Consider the following 16,833-nt stretch of genomic DNA (forward strand, 5'->3'; position numbering starts at 1 on the left):
TGCCCCATATTGTGCGGGGGCACCTTTATTATTATTCTTCGCGGAAGCCCTCTCCATGAACATCGCGTACATCGCTAATGATAATAAAAGCTCTCGGATCTACCGATTTGGCGATACTTTGAAGACGCCTGATCTCCTGCCGCGATACGACGCAGTAGGCCATCGGCTTATCCTGCTTCGAATAAGCTCCTTTGGCGGGAATCAAGGTGACGCCACGTTCCAAATCATTGGTGATAATATCGGCAATCGCCTCAGCATGATCGCTGATGATCATGAATGCTTTGGCGGAATAAGCGCCCTCTTGAATGAAATCGATCACTCTGGAGGCGATAAATACGGCAACGAGCGTGTATAGAATATTTTCCTTACGTACATAAAAGAGAGATAAGCCAATAATGACGACGTCGATGCTGAGGATAACCTGTCCCATGCTGAGGCCAAATTTGCGGCCAAGAATCCGGGCGATAATATCGGAGCCGCCAGTCGTGCCGCCGAAGCGGAAGACGACGCCAAGACCTGCACCAAGCGTAACGCCGGCGTACATCGTGGCGAGAATATAATCAGTTTGAAGCATTTCGATCCAGCCTTGACTGAGGATATGTTCAAATACCCATAAGAAGAAAGAAAGTGAGCAGATCCCGATACCTGTCAGAATCATCTGCCGGCCGCCGAGAATTTTCCAGCCCAGCAGGAACAAGGGGATATTGATGACTAGGTTCGAGATTGATGGAGAGATGGCGAAGGCATACTTCAACAGAATCGTAATACCGGTAACGCCGCCTTCCATGAGTTGATTCGGAATTATAAAATACAGAAGGCCAAAGGCATAAATAGCTGTTCCGATAATAATCGGAATAATGGATCGCGCATAATTTGTGATATTTTTCATAATACTCGTTTCTTCCTTTACTGGTGAGTAGTATAATCAACTTACGCATTCTTTCATAGAGTTAGTTCAAAAAGTCCGCTTTTTTCTCGGTGCTGAAAACCAGACTTTTTGAACACGCACTCATAGTATATCTCCAAAAAGAATTTGTTTTCAATTTCCTGTTAAGATAACATAAGAATTAATCTAGACAACAGGTTGGGGTGATAGGATGAATGAGAAATCTCTAGCTGAAATGCAGCGCGAAGTGGACAAGTATATATCACAGTTCAAGGAAGGGTACTTCAGTCCGCTGGCATTAATCGCACGGATGAGCGAGGAGCTTGGCGAACTTGCCCGTGAAGTCAATCATACATATGGAGAGAAGCCCAAGAAGCTGGATGAGCCGGAGGGTTCGATCGAGCTGGAATTGGGAGATATCCTCTTTATAACGATTTGCTTCGCCAATTCGCTTGGCATTGACCTGACGGAGGCCCATGATAAAGTAATGCGCAAATTCTCGACCCGTGATGCGGATCGTTGGACGAAAAAGGACACCGAATAAGTAGCGCCTTCATATGCTGTAATAGTGATCAGCCCATTTGGTAAGGGGGACAGCAGATGAAGGCGAAACAGTATTTAAGTGAAGCGTACCGCAGCATTTATGAGAATGATTTTGAGCAGGCGCTCTATTGGTTTGAACAGGCATTGATTGTTGAACCGGATAATGCCGATATTCATTATCGCCATTCCATCACTAGCGCCCGCAGTAACTGCCTCGATAAAGCTCTGGCACATGCCCGCCTTGCAGCGACCCTTGCGCCGGATCATACAGAATATATGCTTCATTTCGACCGTCTTAGAGCCAAAGAGCTCCTCGGGATCGCCAGAAGGAATCTGGAGGGGAAGACGGAGGATCAGGCTAATCGTTCTAAACGGGCCGTCCGCTTGCTTGAACGGGCGGGTGAGCTAGATCCTATATCTGTTGATGTGCAGGCATGGTTAGCGATTGCTTATGGCGAGATGGGGAGATATGATGCAGCCCTGTCCGCTCTACGCGAGGCATATGCTCTGCCTCGGGATGAAGTGATTACGAGGCAGTTGGCTGAATTGGAACAACAATTGGAGAACAAATTGAATCAGTCATCATCTTAGTTCAAGTGAAGGGGGATTAAAAATGGGGGAACAAATTAGAGTAGCCGTTGTCGGTGCAACCGGCAAAATGGGTAAAGAAGTCGTTAAGATGGTGCTTGAGGATCCAGAGCTTCAATTAGTAGCTGCGATAAGTCCGTCAGAAGAAGGTTTGGACGCTGGAACATTAGTTGGCAAGTCGCAGTGCGGAGTCGCGATTACATCCGATGTGGAGCTCGCTCTTCTTGAGAGCAAGCCGCAGGTCATGGTAGATTTTACGACGCCAAAATCTGCTTATGCCAATACGGAATTGGCAATCAGACTTGGCGTGTCTCCGGTGACCGGTACGACCGGCTTTACGCCGGAGCAGATCGAGCATCTGGACAAGCTGTGCCATGATAAAGGGCTAGGCGGGCTCATCGCTCCCAATTTTTCCGTCGGCGCTATTCTGCTGATGAAATTTGCGGCCGAAGCGGCTAAATATTTTCCAAATGTGGAGATTATCGAATATCACGGGGATCAGAAGCTCGATGCGCCTTCCGGTACAGCGATCAAGACGGCCGAATTGATCTCGATGAATCGAAAAGAACATAGACAAGGCAATCCAAATGAAGAGGAGACCATTGAAGGGGCGCGCGGTGGCTATTATAATGGCTTCCGGATTCATAGCGTTCGTCTTCCCGGGATATTTGCTCAAGAAGAGGTCGTATTCGGGGATTTTGGCCAAACTTTGAAAATTCGCCATGATTCTTATGATCGCGCAGGATATATGCCTGGTGTTAATATAGCAGTGAAGAAGGTTTTGAACTGTAAAGGGATGATTTACGGTTTTGAACATTTTATGGAAGAGTAGGAGATGACACAGGATGCTTAACATCGCATTTATAGCCCACGACAGAAAGAAAGAAGACATCGTCAATTTTGTAGTAGCTTACGAGCATGTATTTCAAGGTAAAAATCTATATTCAACAGGGACAACGGGACAACGGATTATGGAAGCTACTAATCTGAAAATTCACCGTTTCTTGTCTGGTCCACTCGGCGGCGATCAACAGATCGGGGCGCTGATTGCCCAGAATGAAATGGATCTTGTTATTTTCTTGCGCGATCCACTGATGGCCCAGCCGCATGAACCTGACATTACAGCGCTGCTTCGTCTTTGCGACGTGCACGGTATTCCAGTTGCTACGAATATGGCTACGGCGGAAATTCTCGTTCGTGCCTTAGACCGTGGTGATTTTGCTTGGCGTGAATTGGTTGAATTGCTCAAACCGGAGTTGAAATAATGAGCGAGCCGCTTGATATATTAATTTTTGGTGCCCATGCAGATGATGCAGAGATTGGAATGGCTGGTACAATTGCCAAGCAGGTGGCTGCCGGATACAAAGTTGGTCTCTGCGATCTGACGGAAGCTGAACTATCTTCTAACGGTAATGTTGAACTTCGCATGCAGGAGGCCGCTGCGGCTGCCGATTTACTCGGGGTCACAGTGCGCCTGAATCTCGGACTGCCGGATCGTGGCTTGAACGGCTCTGCCGAACAGATTGCGGCGGTAACGTCGGTAATCCGCGAATATCAGCCTTCCATTATTTTTGCGCCCTATTGGGAAGATCGTCATCCAGATCATATCGCTTGCAGTAAGCTTGTTGAGGATGCAGCATTCAATAGCAAGCTGCGCCGTTATATGCCGGACAAGCCTGCGGTGGCTGTGCCGGAGCTCTACTTCTATTTCATTAACGACTGGAGAACTCCTGATCTGCTCGTGGATGTGACGGACAACTATGTATTGAAAGAGCAAGCCCTAGGTTGTTATCGCTCGCAGTTCGGAACTGAGCCGCGGGAGGAGGAGGTCGCGCTTACGCCGCTGAATCAAGGCTATGTTGAGAGGGTGAAGGCCCGCGATTCATTGCTTGGCCAGCGTAAGCTTATTCCTTATGCTGAGGGGTTTGCGGTCAAGACCCCATATGTTGTTAATCTATTTGGAACTCGGAATTCATAAGTTATATAGGAACACACACTGACTATATTATAAGGAGGCCCCCGCCAATGAACCAGCATCTAAAAATTGGCATTACATGTTATCCTTCACTGGGAGGTTCGGGGGTTGTTGCGACCGAACTCGGTAAACTTCTGGCAGAGAAGGGACATGAAGTTCATTTCATTTGTCATGGAGTACCTTTCAGACTAGGAAGTTTCCATAAGAACATTATTTATCACGAGATCGAAGTCAGCGACTATTATGTGTTCCGCTATCCACCTTACGATCTATCCCTGGCTACGAAGATGGCACAGGTAGCCAAGACGGAGAATCTTGATATACTGCATGTACACTATGCTATGCCGCATGCAGTGTGTGCCTTCCTGGCCAAACAGATGGTCGGGGACCAATTGAAGGTCGTTACGACACTGCACGGAACGGATATTACCGTACTCGCTCAGGATGAATCGCTTAAGGATCTGATTCGACTTGCCATTAACGAGAGTGATGCGGTTACTTCCGTATCACGGGATTTAATCAAAGAGACCCGTGAAGTTCTTGATATTTCGAGAGATATTGATTTGGCCTACAATTTCGTGGATGAGCGTGTGTACTACCCAAGACCTTGTCTGGAATGCCGTGATGATTTTGCCGCTCCCGAGGAGAAGGTGCTCATGCATATTTCTAACTTCCGTCCCGTCAAGCGGGTCAGCGATGTAATCGATATCTTCGAGAAGGTAACCAGAAAGATTCCTTCTAAGTTGCTGCTTGTCGGCGAAGGTCCCGACTTGCCGAAGATCCAATGTAAGATCAAGGAGATGGGCATTAGTGATAAGGTACACTTCCTTGGTAAGCAAGATGATATTGCTCATGTTATCTCGATGGCTGATGTTCTGTTATTGCCATCGGAGAAGGAGAGCTTTGGGCTTGTTGCCTTGGAGGCCATGGCATGCGGTGTGCCGACAGTTGGATCGGTAGCCGGCGGTATCCCTGAGCTCGTCACGCATGGAGATAGTGGATTCCTCGCTCCTATTGGCGACACGGATCAAATGGCCGAGTATTGTATCTCGCTGTTCTCCGACGACAAGCTAGCGGAGCGTATGAAGAAGGCGTGCTTGGATCGCGCAAGAAATGATTTCAGCAGTGACCGGATTACCTCTATTTATGAAGCTATTTATTATCGTGTGTTGAATCGCGAAGTGCCTGGCCTCACATCAGTAAGCTGATCATCTCTGCCAGCTTCGTCGTTGAATATAGGCGGATGAAGCATAGAAACCTCTTATAGAAAGAGTTCAAAAAATCCGATAGCACCGAGAAGGTTGGATGAAGCTAGGGGCGGTCGCTCATCCTTGAATTGCCTTCGATCGGTTTTCTTATCAAAAGCGGACTTTATGAACAACCTCTGATCGATTAATTAGCATGGAGGCTTGTAATAGAATGGATTCATGGAAACAGGTAGACCCCCTGATGTACTGTCAGGGGGAAGCGGTGTTACATACACTGATCGCGCATGACTTTGAAGCTTATTTCGTTGGAGGATGCGTGCGTGATGAAATTATGGGCCGCGAGGTTCATGATATGGATATCGCTACTTCGGCTAGACCGGAACAGGTTATCGAACTCTTTGACCGGACTGTTCCCACCGGGATTCAGCATGGAACAGTGATGGTACTCATGGGCGATTATTCATTTGAAGTAACGACCTTCCGCAAAGAATCGGATTATGAGGATCATCGCCGGCCTTCTCGGGTCGAATTTGTCGATGCCATCATAGAAGATTTGCAAAGACGCGATTTCACAATGAATGCAATGGCGCTCGGCATGGACGGGCGACTGATTGATCCATTCGGTGGACGAGAGGATATCGCGGCTGGCTTGATTCGCTGCGTTGGTCAAGCAGGGGAGCGATTCGAAGAGGACGCCTTACGGATGATGAGGGCGATTCGATTTGCCTCCGTATTCGGTTTCAAGCCAGTGAAGAGCTTGTGGAGAGCCCTTTTAGCCGGAAGAGGCATGTTGTCCTTCATTGCTATGGAACGAATTCGCGCGGAATTTGAGCGGGTTATTGAAGGGCCTCGTCCATTGCATGGACTAGCTCTGATTCAGCGAAGCGGTATGATCAATGAAGTAAAATATCCGGTCTCTTATCCCGAGCCACTTCGGGAGAGCTATATAAGAACAATGGAGCATCCGTTCGTGTCCAGTCTAGTGAAGCGTCTGTATTTGCTGTTAAGAGGACTTAATATCTATGCAGAAGAAGCTGAAGGGTTGATGCGGTACTGGACGTTCTCTAACCTGATTGTAGAGCGGACCACCAAGCTGATCAGATTCGACGAACAGTGGCTGGATCGTCTGAATACTCTATCTCCTGCTGATCAGCAAGATGTACAAGAATTACGGCGCGCCTGGATTCTATTGGAGCTTGCTTATGGCAGCGATACGGTGGTCAACTGGCTCGAATGTCATCAGGCGCTGCTACAAGAGGTTGCCCAAGCCAGCTATCCTGTTCCCGAATGGAAGCAGCTTGCTGAGCTGGACTTCTTGAACCGCCTACTCGATCAAGTTAGAGAGTGGCATGAAGGGATGACGGTATACGAGCTGCGTGATTTGGCGATAGCTGGAAGTGATGTTATACAGTGTACTGGTAAAAAGGGGGGGCCATGGCTCGGACAGTTAATGAAGCAAATGCTGGAGTCCGTAGCTATGGGCGAATTGGTCAACGACCGTGAAGCGTTGTTGGAGCATGTGAAAGACGTGGTGAATTGAGATGGAATCTAATCGTTTATTGCAAATGCTGCTGGATCATCCCGGACAATATATATCAGGCGAAGAGTTAAGTCGGCGGTTGTCGATCAGCAGAACAGCGGTTTGGAAGCAGATTAATAAGCTGCGACAGGACGGCTATGAGTTTGAGGCGGTCTCACGTAAGGGATATCGGCTGATTCATTCGCCGGAACGAATCCATGGAGAAGATGTACTGTCAAGACTGCAGACTGTAACATTCGGACGCCAAATTCACGTTATGGATGTCGTTAAGACGACACAGGATGAAGTCAGAGCGTTGGCTGAGCAAGATGCCGTTGAAGGAACGCTAGTGATAGCTGAAGAGCAGACCGTAGGGCGGGGTAGGCAAGGACGGAAATGGTACTCCCCATCCGGTAAGGGAATTTGGATGAGTATGCTGCTGAAGCCACGCCAGCCGATCGCCTTTGCAGCTCAGCTTACGCTATTGACAGCAGTGGGTGTATGCCGCGCCTTGCGCAAGGCCACCGGGGTTGACGTTGGTATCAAGTGGCCTAATGATCTACTGATTGAGGGTCGTAAGCTGTGCGGGATTCTGGTTGAATCGATTAGTGAGGACGAGCTGCTCAAATATTGTATTGTTGGGATTGGTATCGATGTGAATCAGCAGCTGGAGGATATACCTGAAGAGATACGCTCCGTTGCGACTTCGCTTCGAATCGAGAGCGACAGCAAGCAAGACCGTACTCTTCTGATCGCAGAAATACTGTATGAGCTGGAGCAGCTGTACAATTTGTACAATGAAGAGGGCTTTGCTCCGATCGGCCATCTATGGGAAGCTTTATCCGTAACAATCGGTCGCCAGGTACTGATCAGAACACCTCAGGGAGAGAGCAGTGGGATTGCAATCGGTCTGGATCCTTCAGGCGCCCTACTGATCACTGATCAGCATGGTCAGGAACGGACCATCTACTCCGGTGAAATCCAGTTGGACAGGATATAGAGGTTGAACTAACCTCTTTATTGATAAATAATAATTTGTTATACTGTTCGCAGGAGGCGGTATCGAGGTTATCGAACTGCACTCTTTTCGAGCGGTATAGCATGGCGATTTAGCAGATATAAGTATTCATCAAGGAATAGCTTGTTACACAAGCTATAGACGTATAGTTACGTGTTACCTCTACAAGTGAATAACGTCAGGTAAGCGTTGGATTCTGCTCTGAGCCGAAGAGGACCGAGACAGAAGGGACGATCGAAAGTGACTCTTCTTTGGATTCGGACCTTTTTAGTGCGTAACTAAAAGGTTTTTTTGTTGTGTTCGAGATACCGCATCGAAAACGACAAACCAGGAGGAGATAGGATTATGGCTGGAAAACAAATGTTAAACATTGTGAAAATGAAACGGATGAAGCAGGATGGCGACCCGATCTCTATGATCACTGCTTATGACTATCCTTCAGCGGTGCTTGCTGAAGAGGCCGGGGTTGATATTATTCTGGTCGGGGATTCGCTTGGCAATGTTGTGCTGGGCTATGACACGACGATTCCCGTAACATTGGACGATATGGTATACCATTCCCGTTCAGTAGCGAGAGGCGCTAAGAATACGTTCATCGTGACCGACATGCCGTTTATGACATATCACGGAAGTATTGACGAGACACTGCGTGGGGTGAGCCGGATTATGCAAGAAGGGCATGCTCAAGCTGTCAAGATGGAAGGCGGGGCAGAGATCGCTGATACCGTTAAGCGAATTGTTCAGGCCGGGGTTCCGATGCTGGGCCATATCGGACTTACGCCGCAATCTGTCAATCAAATCGGTGGATACCGGATCCAAGGCAAGGATGAAGCTGATGCGAAGCGTCTGCTTGAGGACGCCAGAGCATTGGAGCAAGCAGGCGCATTTGGTATCGTGTTAGAGCTTGTGACAGAAGAGGTTGCAGCTTATATCTCATCCGAGCTGTCTATTCCTACTATTGGAATTGGTGCTGGCCGCGGATGTGACGGACAGGTGCTTGTATATCACGATGTACTTAAATATACTTCGAATTACCGCAATAAACGATTCGTTAAAACCTTCGGAGATATTGGAGAGCAAATCCGTAGCGGTATCTCCGCATATGTGCAAGAAGTCAAGACGCGGCAGTTCCCTGCAGAGGAGCATGTATTTGCCGCTGAAGATGGAGTGCTGGACAATCTGTATGGCAAAGGAAAGGCGGAAATTCATTCATGAAAGTATTCACCGCGATATCTGAGCTAAAGGAATTTCTGAAATCTGGGCGAATTAGCGCTGTTAGGGAAGGCAAGGAACTACAAATTGGACTAGTCCCTACGATGGGGTATTTACACGAGGGCCACGCCAGCTTGTTGAGAAGAGCAAGAACGGAGAACGATTTGGTTGTACTGAGCATTTTCGTCAATCCGATTCAATTTGGCCCGAATGAAGATTTGGATCGTTATCCACGGGACGCGGAGCGCGATCTGGCACTGGCTGAACACGAAGGTGTCGATGCTGTATTTATGCCGAGTGTGGAAGAAATGTATCCACAGCCAACGAAGACAAAGGTCGCTGTTGCTGAGCTGACCTCGAAGTTATGCGGGGCAACCCGTCCTGGTCATTTTGATGGGGTAACGACAGTAGTTAGCAAGCTGTTCAATATCGTTGCACCAAATCGTGCTTATTTCGGTCAGAAGGATGCCCAGCAGGTTGCTGTTGTCGCACAAATGGTCAAGGATCTCAATTTCGATATTGAAATCGTCCCTTGCCCGATCGTTCGTGAGAACGATGGTTTGGCACTAAGCTCGCGCAATGTATACCTAAGTGTTGGGGAACACGAATCAGCCCTGATTCTGTCCCGCAGTTTGAAGCAGTTGGAGGCCGATGTATATAGTGGTCAAGCAACAACGGTGATGGAAGCACGCCAGCAGCTTATGCAGAAGATTGGCAGTGAGCCTTTGGCAGAGATCGATTATGTGGAGATAGCCGCTTTTCCAGGCTTAACCGCGCTTCAGGAGACAAACTCCCTCAGCAGTGAGCTGAAGGCGCACGGAGCGATTCTAGTCGCTGTAGCCGTCAAATTCGGTACGACAAGACTGATTGATAACGTATTGTTAACGGGAAAGGGGGAGGCTATCCATGTATAGAACGATGATGAAATCCAAGATTCACCGCGCAACGGTTACAGAGGCAAATCTGAATTACATTGGGAGTATTACAATTGATGAAGATTTGATGGAATCCGCCGACCTTCTGGAGAATGAGAAGGTACAAATCGTCAACAACAACAATGGGGCCAGGCTGGAAACATATGTCATTCCAGGACCTAGAGGTAGCGGAGTAATTTGCCTCAATGGAGCTGCAGCAAGATTGGTACAGCCAGGGGATACCGTTATTATTATTTCTTACGCTCAGATGTCGAATGAAGAGATCAAGAACTACAAGCCGACGGTCGTATTTGTCGGAGAAGATAATAAACCCGTCGAGAAGGCATCTAAGGAGCTGCATTCGACCATTCGTTAATTAGGGCGATTAGCTTGATTCCTTAGTATGGGTATGCAATTAATGCCTGCGGGAATGAAAAGTCCTCCCGGAACAAAAAATGAACTTAAGGCTCGCACTGATTTCATTTTTTAAGGGGTGGGATGCGGATGATGTTTCAACATATGTTTGCGGAAATGAATGAAATGTTGGATGAGATATCAAAATTTTATCCGAATGCCCAAGGAACACAGAAGCAGGAACTCACGCATAAGTGGAACCTCCTTAAGCACATGAGTGACGAAATTATTGAAGAATGGCTGAACTTTGAAGAGAAGATGGGAACTGTCAGGCAAAACTGGAATGAAACTGAGGATGCTAACATTGTTCTTCCTGAGATGAAATGCGATGCTTATGAGAAAGGGGAAGGCTACTATAAGCTCCTGATGTTCTCAAAAGCGCTCGAACAATTTCAGAACGTTGTGCATGATTATCCGGATGGTCTTGTTGGCCGAACTTATTTAGCGATGTGTCATCTGCATTTGCAGCAATTATCCGAAGCTTCTTCACACTTCATCGCCGTGCTGGAGAAGGCGACCAACAATCGGCTTCGTTCCATTATTTATAATGCGCTAGGCTGTATCGAGGCTCAGAGGGGTAAGCGTCTGAAGGCGAAAGAATACTTCGCCTTAGCTCATCAAAGCGATCCGACGCTGCCTGAACCCCTGATGAACCTGCAGGCCTGTGACAGCAGTACGGGAAAGCTGAAATTTGGAGATGAACTGTCTCCCTTAATGTAACGTACAGAATGAATCGAGCCGAGCTTATCAGCGTTTTATCTACCAGCGATGCACTCGACATATGACGAGGCATCGCTTTGTTTTTGAATATAAAATTTGCTTCGTCCGGAGTTTTCTTATCTTTTGTATAAAATGTTAGTTAATTTTCAAAATGGCTATATTCTGTTATGCTGTTTATGAGACTGGATGGAAGGGACTTTGGAACGAGAAAATGAAATACGCGGTACTTGATTTTGAAACTACAGGCAATCAGTCCTCTGATGAGATTATTCAGGCTGGGCTTGCCATTATAGACCATGATTTGACAATTTCACAAGTTTATCGCTCTTATGTAAATCCGGGAATCCCAATACCTCCATTTATTACAGGCTTGACCGGAATTACTGAAGAGGATGTCAAAGAGGCGCCTGGATTGGACGAGGTTATGATGGAGATGGTTCCATTACTCGATGATGCAGTTCTGGTTGGACATAATGTAGCTTTTGACTTCAATTATTTACAGAGCGCTCTCGATAAGACGGGATATTTGCCTTTTTCCGGACGCATTCTCGATACGATGGACTTTCTGAAAATATTCTTTCCTTCGCTATCCACCTATCAGCTAGGTTTGGTATCGCAGGAGTTCAATGTGCAGCATGATCGGCCCCATCAGGCAGATAGCGATGCGCTTGCTACGGCTCTAATCTTCCTCAAGTGTCTGGAAGAAATCGAGCAGTTGCCTCTGCTTACACTGCAGCGGCTGTCTGATCTGTTCAACAATGAGGACAGTGATCTGGCCTGGTTCTTTGATGCGATGCTTCAGGAGAAGCAGCAGAAGGAGCTAGGCGTTAATCCGGATGGGTTCACGTATTATCGGCAGTTCGCCCTCCAGGTCGATGACTGGATGGATATTGAGCCAGCCCGGGATCATATGCTTGTGAATCCACTCAAGGACGTGTCCTTTGAACAGTTCATGGAGCAGGTCCGAGAACAGCTGAAGCTGAAGCTGCCTGAATACGAAGAACGTGAAGCCCAGACCATGATGTTGGACCAGGTGAACCAGGCCTTTGCCGAAGATAAGCATCTTTTGATTGAAGCTGGTACGGGTACCGGGAAGTCACTTGGATACCTCCTGCCTGCGATTTACCATAGTGTGAAGCAGGATGAGAAGGTCATAATCAGCACTCATACGATTAACTTGCAAGAGCAGCTCAGGGAGCGGGATCTTCCATTATTAACGGAGGTCGTACCATTTCCGTTCCAGGCCGCTATCTTCAAGGGAAGGCAGCATTATTTGTGTTTGCGCAAATTTGAACATAAAATAAATAGAAGAGATTTCACAACCCCAAAAGAAGAGGTGATGACGGCCGCACAAATGATCGTGTGGCTCGCTCAGACGGAAACCGGGGATGATGAGGAGCTAAATCTCGGAAATCGCGGCAGCGATTTCTGGGAAACAGTGGCTAGTGAATCCGATTCTTGTCTTGGACGTTCCTGCCCTTGGTTCCGCAAATGCTTCTATCACCGTGCCAAGCATGAAGCGGGTGTAGCCGATGTCGTCATAACGAATCACTCCAAGCTGTTCACCGATATTCAAGCAGGACATCAGCTTCTGCCAAGCTATGATCGCTTGGTCATCGATGAGGCCCATCATCTTGAGGATGTTGCCGGCAAGCATCTTGGCTTGCAGCTTAAATATTTTACAGTTATCCATACTCTGACCCGATTGTTCAAGGACAGCAAGACGGGACAGCTTCCATCCTTGCACTTCATGCTCCAGCAAGCGGGAGCAGAAGCGGCGATGAAATGGATGACGGTCATTGACGAGATGTATCCGTCATTGATCGAGGTGAAGGAGAATTGGGATAAACTAAGCGAATTGTTGTTCGCTTTAATACCTGAGCGTTCCGATGCGGCCCCTGGAGATCCGGGGCAGTTCGTAACGCGGCTTCTGCCCGATAAGAAGCCCAAGTCCTGGGATGCTCTAACTACATTGGAAAACTCGATATATATTACCTTGGGGGATATCCTCCGCAAAGGCGAGCGAATGGTAGCTGAAATCCGAGAGGAACAGGATGACTACGGTGCTGAGAGCTTGATTACGGATATCAGCGGACTGTTCAAGGATTTGGCTAATGAACGTGAGACGCTCCGTTTCTTCATGAAACTGGAGGATGAGAATACGGTATATTGGCTTGAAGCTAATGGGAACTACCGCAATCGTTCATTGCAGATTTTTGCCGTACCGATTGATGTCAGCGCTCAATTAAAGGCATATTTCTTCGATAAGAAGAAGAGTGTAGTTATGACTTCGGCGACATTGACCGTTGATAAATCGTTTCAATATGTCATTGAACAGCTCGGTCTTCAGGAAGCGGCTAATACAGACCGTTTGATGACGGCGATGCTGCCTTCTCCATTCAATTATAGGGAGCAAGCATTAGTGCTCATACCGCGGGATTTCCCGAGTGTTAAGGGCAGCGTAGGCGATGATTATTTTATTCAGACTCTGGTGCGTTCTTTGGCGGATACAGCAATTGCTACCAAGGGGCGGATGCTTGTTCTTTTCACATCCTATCGGATGCTGCGACAAGTATATGACCCATTAAAAGAGCGGCTGTCCGATGAAGGAATCACCGTCATTGGACAGGGTATGGATAGTGGCAGCAGAACGAAGTTGACCCGTCGTTTTCAAGGGCAGCAAGCATCGGTGCTGCTCGGGACGAGCAGCTTCTGGGAAGGCGTAGATATTCCTGGCGAAGCATTGACGAGCCTGGCGATTGTCCGCCTGCCGTTCCAGCCGCCGAATCACCCGCTGGTTGAGGCTAAGAGTGAGCGGCTTCAGAGGGAGAAGAAGAACCCCTTCATGAAGCTGTCGGTGCCTCAGGCGGTTATTCGCTTCAAGCAAGGGTTCGGGCGTCTAGTCCGATCTTCTGCGGATCGAGGAATTGTCGTTGTATATGATACTCGCATCTTGGAATCTTATTATGGCAAATACTTTTTGTATTCTTTACCGGGACCGAAGATGGAGCATATGACATTATCGCAAATGGTTCCACGGATCTCAGAATGGTTAAACGATGACGAAGAGTCGTAATTTCTTCGAAATGCACCTGTAGGGGGAAAATATATGAAATCAGAAAAAATTTCAGATGCGGTTGTACGCAGATTGCCTGTATACTTGCGGTTTCTTAATGAATTAAGCCATCGCGAGGTCTTGACGGTTTCTTCCCAGGAGCTCGGACAGAAGCTGGATCTAAATCCAGCCCAAATCCGCAAAGATCTCGCTTATTTCGGCGACTTTGGTCGGAAGGGGATCGGGTATGACGTCTCATACTTGATCGAGAAAATACGGCAAATTCTGAATTTGGACCAGCAGATTAACGTGGCTCTCGTCGGAGCTGGTAATCTGGGACAAGCCTTGTCCAATTACAATACGTACGTGAAGGATAATATGCGGATTATCGCAGTCTTTGACGCCAACCCGGACAAGATCGGCAAGAAGGTCAAAGACATTACGATTCAGCCGATCGAGGAGCTGGAGCAGACGGTAAGAGACAAGCATATTCAGATCGGAATTATTACGGTACCTGATGTGGAGGCGCAGCGCGTTGCCGACCAGCTTGTTGCCGCAGGTATAGGGGCAATTCTCAACTTTGCGCCCACAATCATCAAGGTTCCTTCTGACGTGCGTATCCATGCGGCAGATTTCACAACAGACCTTATTAGTCTTGCTTATTATTTGCAGAGTGGAAAGGAATTACCGGAAAATGAGTCGTAAATGGTTGATTAAGAATGGTACATTTGCAGTGCTGGACGAGAAAAGTCCGATCGTCCATGGCTATATGCTGATCGAAGGAAATACGATTTCTTATATCGGCGAGGAGCGGCCTGAGGGCGTAGAAGGTGCGGAGACTTATGATGGCAAAGGCCTGCTCTTCATGCCGGGCCTCGTCAATTCACACGGGCATACGGCGATGTCATTGCTGCGTGGTTACGGAGACGATATGGTCCTTCAGGAATGGCTAGAGCAGAAGATGTGGCCGATGGAGGCGAAATTCACTCCTGAGGATGTATATTGGGGTGCTTCTTTATCTGTGCTGGAAATGGTCAAAGGTGGAACTACGACCTTCCTAGATATGTACGATCATATGGATCAAGTGGGTAAGGTTGTTGAGGAATCGGGCATCCGCGGTGTTCTAACACGCGGTGTTATCGGTCTCTGTCCGCCTGAACTGCAGGATCAGAAGCTGGCCGAAGCGATTCGCATTGCTCGTGATTGGCACGGGAAGGCCGAAGGACGGATTACAACAATGATGTCGCCGCATGCTCCGTACACATGCCCGCCGGATTATATTGAGAGGTTTGTGCAGGCAGCGCATGATCTTAATTTGCCATTACACACACATATGTCCGAGACACGAGCGGAGGTCCAACAAAATGTTGACCAGTATGGCGTACGTCCTGTTCAACATCTGCTTAACCTGGGCTTCTTCTCCCGTCCATCTCTGGTAGCTCATGCGGTGCATCTGACCGATGAAGAGATTGAGATTCTTGCCGCCCACAAGGTGGCAATCTCTCATAACCCGGGCAGCAACCTTAAGCTGGCTAGCGGGGTAGCGCGGGTACCGGAGCTTCTGAAAGCAGGCGTTACGGTGTCGCTAGGTACAGATGGCCCAGCGAGCAACAACAATCTCGACATGTTCGAGGAGATCAGGCTGGCCGCTTTAATCCATAAAGGGGTGTCCGGCGATCCGACGGCCGTACCTGCTCTTGAAGCTCTTCGTATGGGAACAGAGTATGGAGCGAAATCGCTCTACTTGAACAATACGGGCAAGTTGGCAGCTGGAATGAAGGCCGACATGATCGCCGTAAATACAGACCAAGCTCACTTCTTGCCGCGGACTGATTATATCTCTCATATCGTCTATTCAGCAGGTCCCAAGGACGTAGAGCATGTATGGGTCGATGGCAAGCAGATTATCCGTCACGGTGAATGTTTGACGCTGGATGAGGAGCGCATTCGTTATGAGGCGCAAACGGCCTTTGAAGGACTTCTCGGTCGGTAAGGTGGGAATTAGAACTCTAACTGGGAAGGAAGAGAAGGTTGAAGAATAGAACCAAATGGATTCTGCTCTCCATTGTGATCCTGCTGATCATCTTCTTTGGCCTTTACCGCTTCTATTTATATATTCAAGAGGATATTTGGCAGGGAGAGAATGCGGCGGTAGCACTGGCCAGACAAGAGACCGGGCTTGTTGAATCGGAAAAGGTGTGGAAGTCGGTCTGGGATGAGGTGTGCTGGGTCGTTCAAGGTAAAAATGCGGACGGCGTAGAGGTCATGGTCTGGCTGCCCGAAGGGAAAGCAGCAGTAGAGAAACCCTTATCCGAAGGGGTATCCGAGCCGGAGATTCGTAGGATTATACAAGATCAGTTGCCTGGAATCAATATTGTTAGATTGACTCCGGGTATATATAACAATCAATATGTATGGCAATTGTTCTATAAAGATAATTCACATTATTATTACCGTTTCTATAGTTTCAGCAATGGTGAGTCGTTATCAGAAATGTTCACATTGCCAAATCGTTAGAACTGAAGACAGATAACAAGTCTTGTTCCAAAAGAAAAGTGAAATCGTAGCATTACTATGCGATCGATGCGCTTTGATTTCTTTTGAACAGGGCTTGTTTTTTTATGTATATAAGAGAGAATAGCCAGGGATGGAAACATTTAATATCTTAGATTTAAAAGGATGTTCACACTTCACTTTCTTCTTGGGTATAAGGTGTGATATACTAAATCCAGTTGTTTTGATAGATTAAAGTATATACAATTTATATATCATACTGAAGGG

Annotated in this window: 17 protein-coding genes; 16 read left to right on the top strand and 1 reads right to left on the bottom strand. The window is 47.7% G+C overall.

Annotated elements, in window-relative coordinates; all coding sequences use genetic code 11:
• Positions 1–31 precede the first annotated feature (31 nt).
• Positions 32–889 (bottom strand): YitT family protein, encoded by an 858-nt coding sequence (locus EI981_RS10485; protein ID WP_126997878.1) that lies wholly within the window; start codon positions 887–889, stop codon positions 32–34.
• 208 nt (positions 890–1,097) lie between these two features.
• On the opposite strand from EI981_RS10485, the gene EI981_RS10490 reads away from it, so the two are divergent.
• The 16 genes from EI981_RS10490 to EI981_RS10565 all read left to right on the top strand — a co-directional run bounded on the left by EI981_RS10490 (position 1,098) and on the right by EI981_RS10565 (position 16,569).
• Complete coding sequence (locus EI981_RS10490; protein WP_126997880.1) at positions 1,098–1,430, top strand: nucleotide pyrophosphohydrolase; 333 nt, start codon at positions 1,098–1,100, stop codon at positions 1,428–1,430.
• A 56-nt stretch (positions 1,431–1,486) separates the two neighbouring features.
• Entirely contained in the window at positions 1,487–2,020 is a 534-nt protein-coding gene (locus EI981_RS10495) for a tetratricopeptide repeat protein (RefSeq protein ID WP_126997883.1), read from the top strand.
• Between the two features lie 22 nt (positions 2,021–2,042).
• The gene (gene dapB / locus EI981_RS10500; RefSeq protein ID WP_126997885.1) at positions 2,043–2,849 is read left to right on the top strand and encodes a 4-hydroxy-tetrahydrodipicolinate reductase; all 807 of its coding nucleotides are present in this window, start codon (positions 2,043–2,045) and stop codon (positions 2,847–2,849) included.
• Between the two features lie 13 nt (positions 2,850–2,862).
• Positions 2,863–3,282 (top strand): methylglyoxal synthase, encoded by a 420-nt coding sequence (mgsA, locus tag EI981_RS10505; RefSeq protein ID WP_126997887.1) that lies wholly within the window; start codon positions 2,863–2,865, stop codon positions 3,280–3,282.
• Entirely contained in the window at positions 3,282–3,995 is a 714-nt protein-coding gene (gene bshB1, locus EI981_RS10510) for a bacillithiol biosynthesis deacetylase BshB1 (protein WP_126997889.1), read from the top strand. Before mgsA ends, bshB1 begins: the two co-directional genes overlap by 1 nt.
• A gap of 47 nt (positions 3,996–4,042) precedes the next feature.
• Entirely contained in the window at positions 4,043–5,200 is a 1,158-nt protein-coding gene (gene bshA / locus EI981_RS10515) for an N-acetyl-alpha-D-glucosaminyl L-malate synthase BshA (RefSeq protein ID WP_126997891.1), read from the top strand.
• A 211-nt stretch (positions 5,201–5,411) separates the two neighbouring features.
• Positions 5,412–6,740 (top strand): CCA tRNA nucleotidyltransferase, encoded by a 1,329-nt coding sequence (locus EI981_RS10520; RefSeq protein WP_126997893.1) that lies wholly within the window; start codon positions 5,412–5,414, stop codon positions 6,738–6,740.
• Between the two features lies 1 nt (position 6,741).
• Positions 6,742–7,719, top strand: coding sequence for a biotin--[acetyl-CoA-carboxylase] ligase (locus tag EI981_RS10525; RefSeq protein ID WP_126997895.1), 978 nt, complete (start codon positions 6,742–6,744; stop codon positions 7,717–7,719).
• Positions 7,720–8,082: 363 nt separating this feature from the next.
• Positions 8,083–8,952 (top strand): 3-methyl-2-oxobutanoate hydroxymethyltransferase, encoded by an 870-nt coding sequence (panB, locus tag EI981_RS10530; RefSeq protein ID WP_126997897.1) that lies wholly within the window; start codon positions 8,083–8,085, stop codon positions 8,950–8,952.
• Positions 8,949–9,863, top strand: coding sequence for a pantoate--beta-alanine ligase (panC, locus tag EI981_RS10535; protein WP_126997899.1), 915 nt, complete (start codon positions 8,949–8,951; stop codon positions 9,861–9,863). Before panB ends, panC begins: the two co-directional genes overlap by 4 nt.
• Complete coding sequence (gene panD, locus EI981_RS10540; protein WP_126997901.1) at positions 9,856–10,239, top strand: aspartate 1-decarboxylase; 384 nt, start codon at positions 9,856–9,858, stop codon at positions 10,237–10,239. Before panC ends, panD begins: the two co-directional genes overlap by 8 nt.
• A gap of 128 nt (positions 10,240–10,367) precedes the next feature.
• The gene (locus tag EI981_RS10545; RefSeq protein WP_227011789.1) at positions 10,368–10,997 is read left to right on the top strand and encodes a tetratricopeptide repeat protein; all 630 of its coding nucleotides are present in this window, start codon (positions 10,368–10,370) and stop codon (positions 10,995–10,997) included.
• Positions 10,998–11,208: 211 nt separating this feature from the next.
• Complete coding sequence (gene dinG / locus EI981_RS10550) at positions 11,209–14,073, top strand: ATP-dependent DNA helicase DinG (RefSeq protein ID WP_126997903.1); 2,865 nt, start codon at positions 11,209–11,211, stop codon at positions 14,071–14,073.
• Between the two features lie 33 nt (positions 14,074–14,106).
• Positions 14,107–14,757: a redox-sensing transcriptional repressor Rex gene (locus EI981_RS10555; RefSeq protein ID WP_126997905.1), complete on the top strand. Its 651-nt coding sequence runs from the start codon at positions 14,107–14,109 to the stop codon at positions 14,755–14,757.
• A complete protein-coding gene (locus tag EI981_RS10560) occupies positions 14,747–16,045 on the top strand; it encodes an amidohydrolase (RefSeq protein WP_126997907.1) in 1,299 nt (432 codons plus the stop codon). The genes EI981_RS10555 and EI981_RS10560 overlap by 11 nt, the downstream gene beginning before the upstream one ends.
• A 38-nt stretch (positions 16,046–16,083) precedes the next feature.
• Entirely contained in the window at positions 16,084–16,569 is a 486-nt protein-coding gene (locus tag EI981_RS10565; protein WP_126997909.1) for a cell wall elongation regulator TseB-like domain-containing protein, read from the top strand.
• Positions 16,570–16,833: the final 264 nt, after the last annotated feature.

The organism is Paenibacillus lutimineralis (assembly GCF_003991425.1).
Classification (GTDB): Bacteria; Bacillota; Bacilli; order Paenibacillales; family Paenibacillaceae; genus Fontibacillus; species Fontibacillus lutimineralis.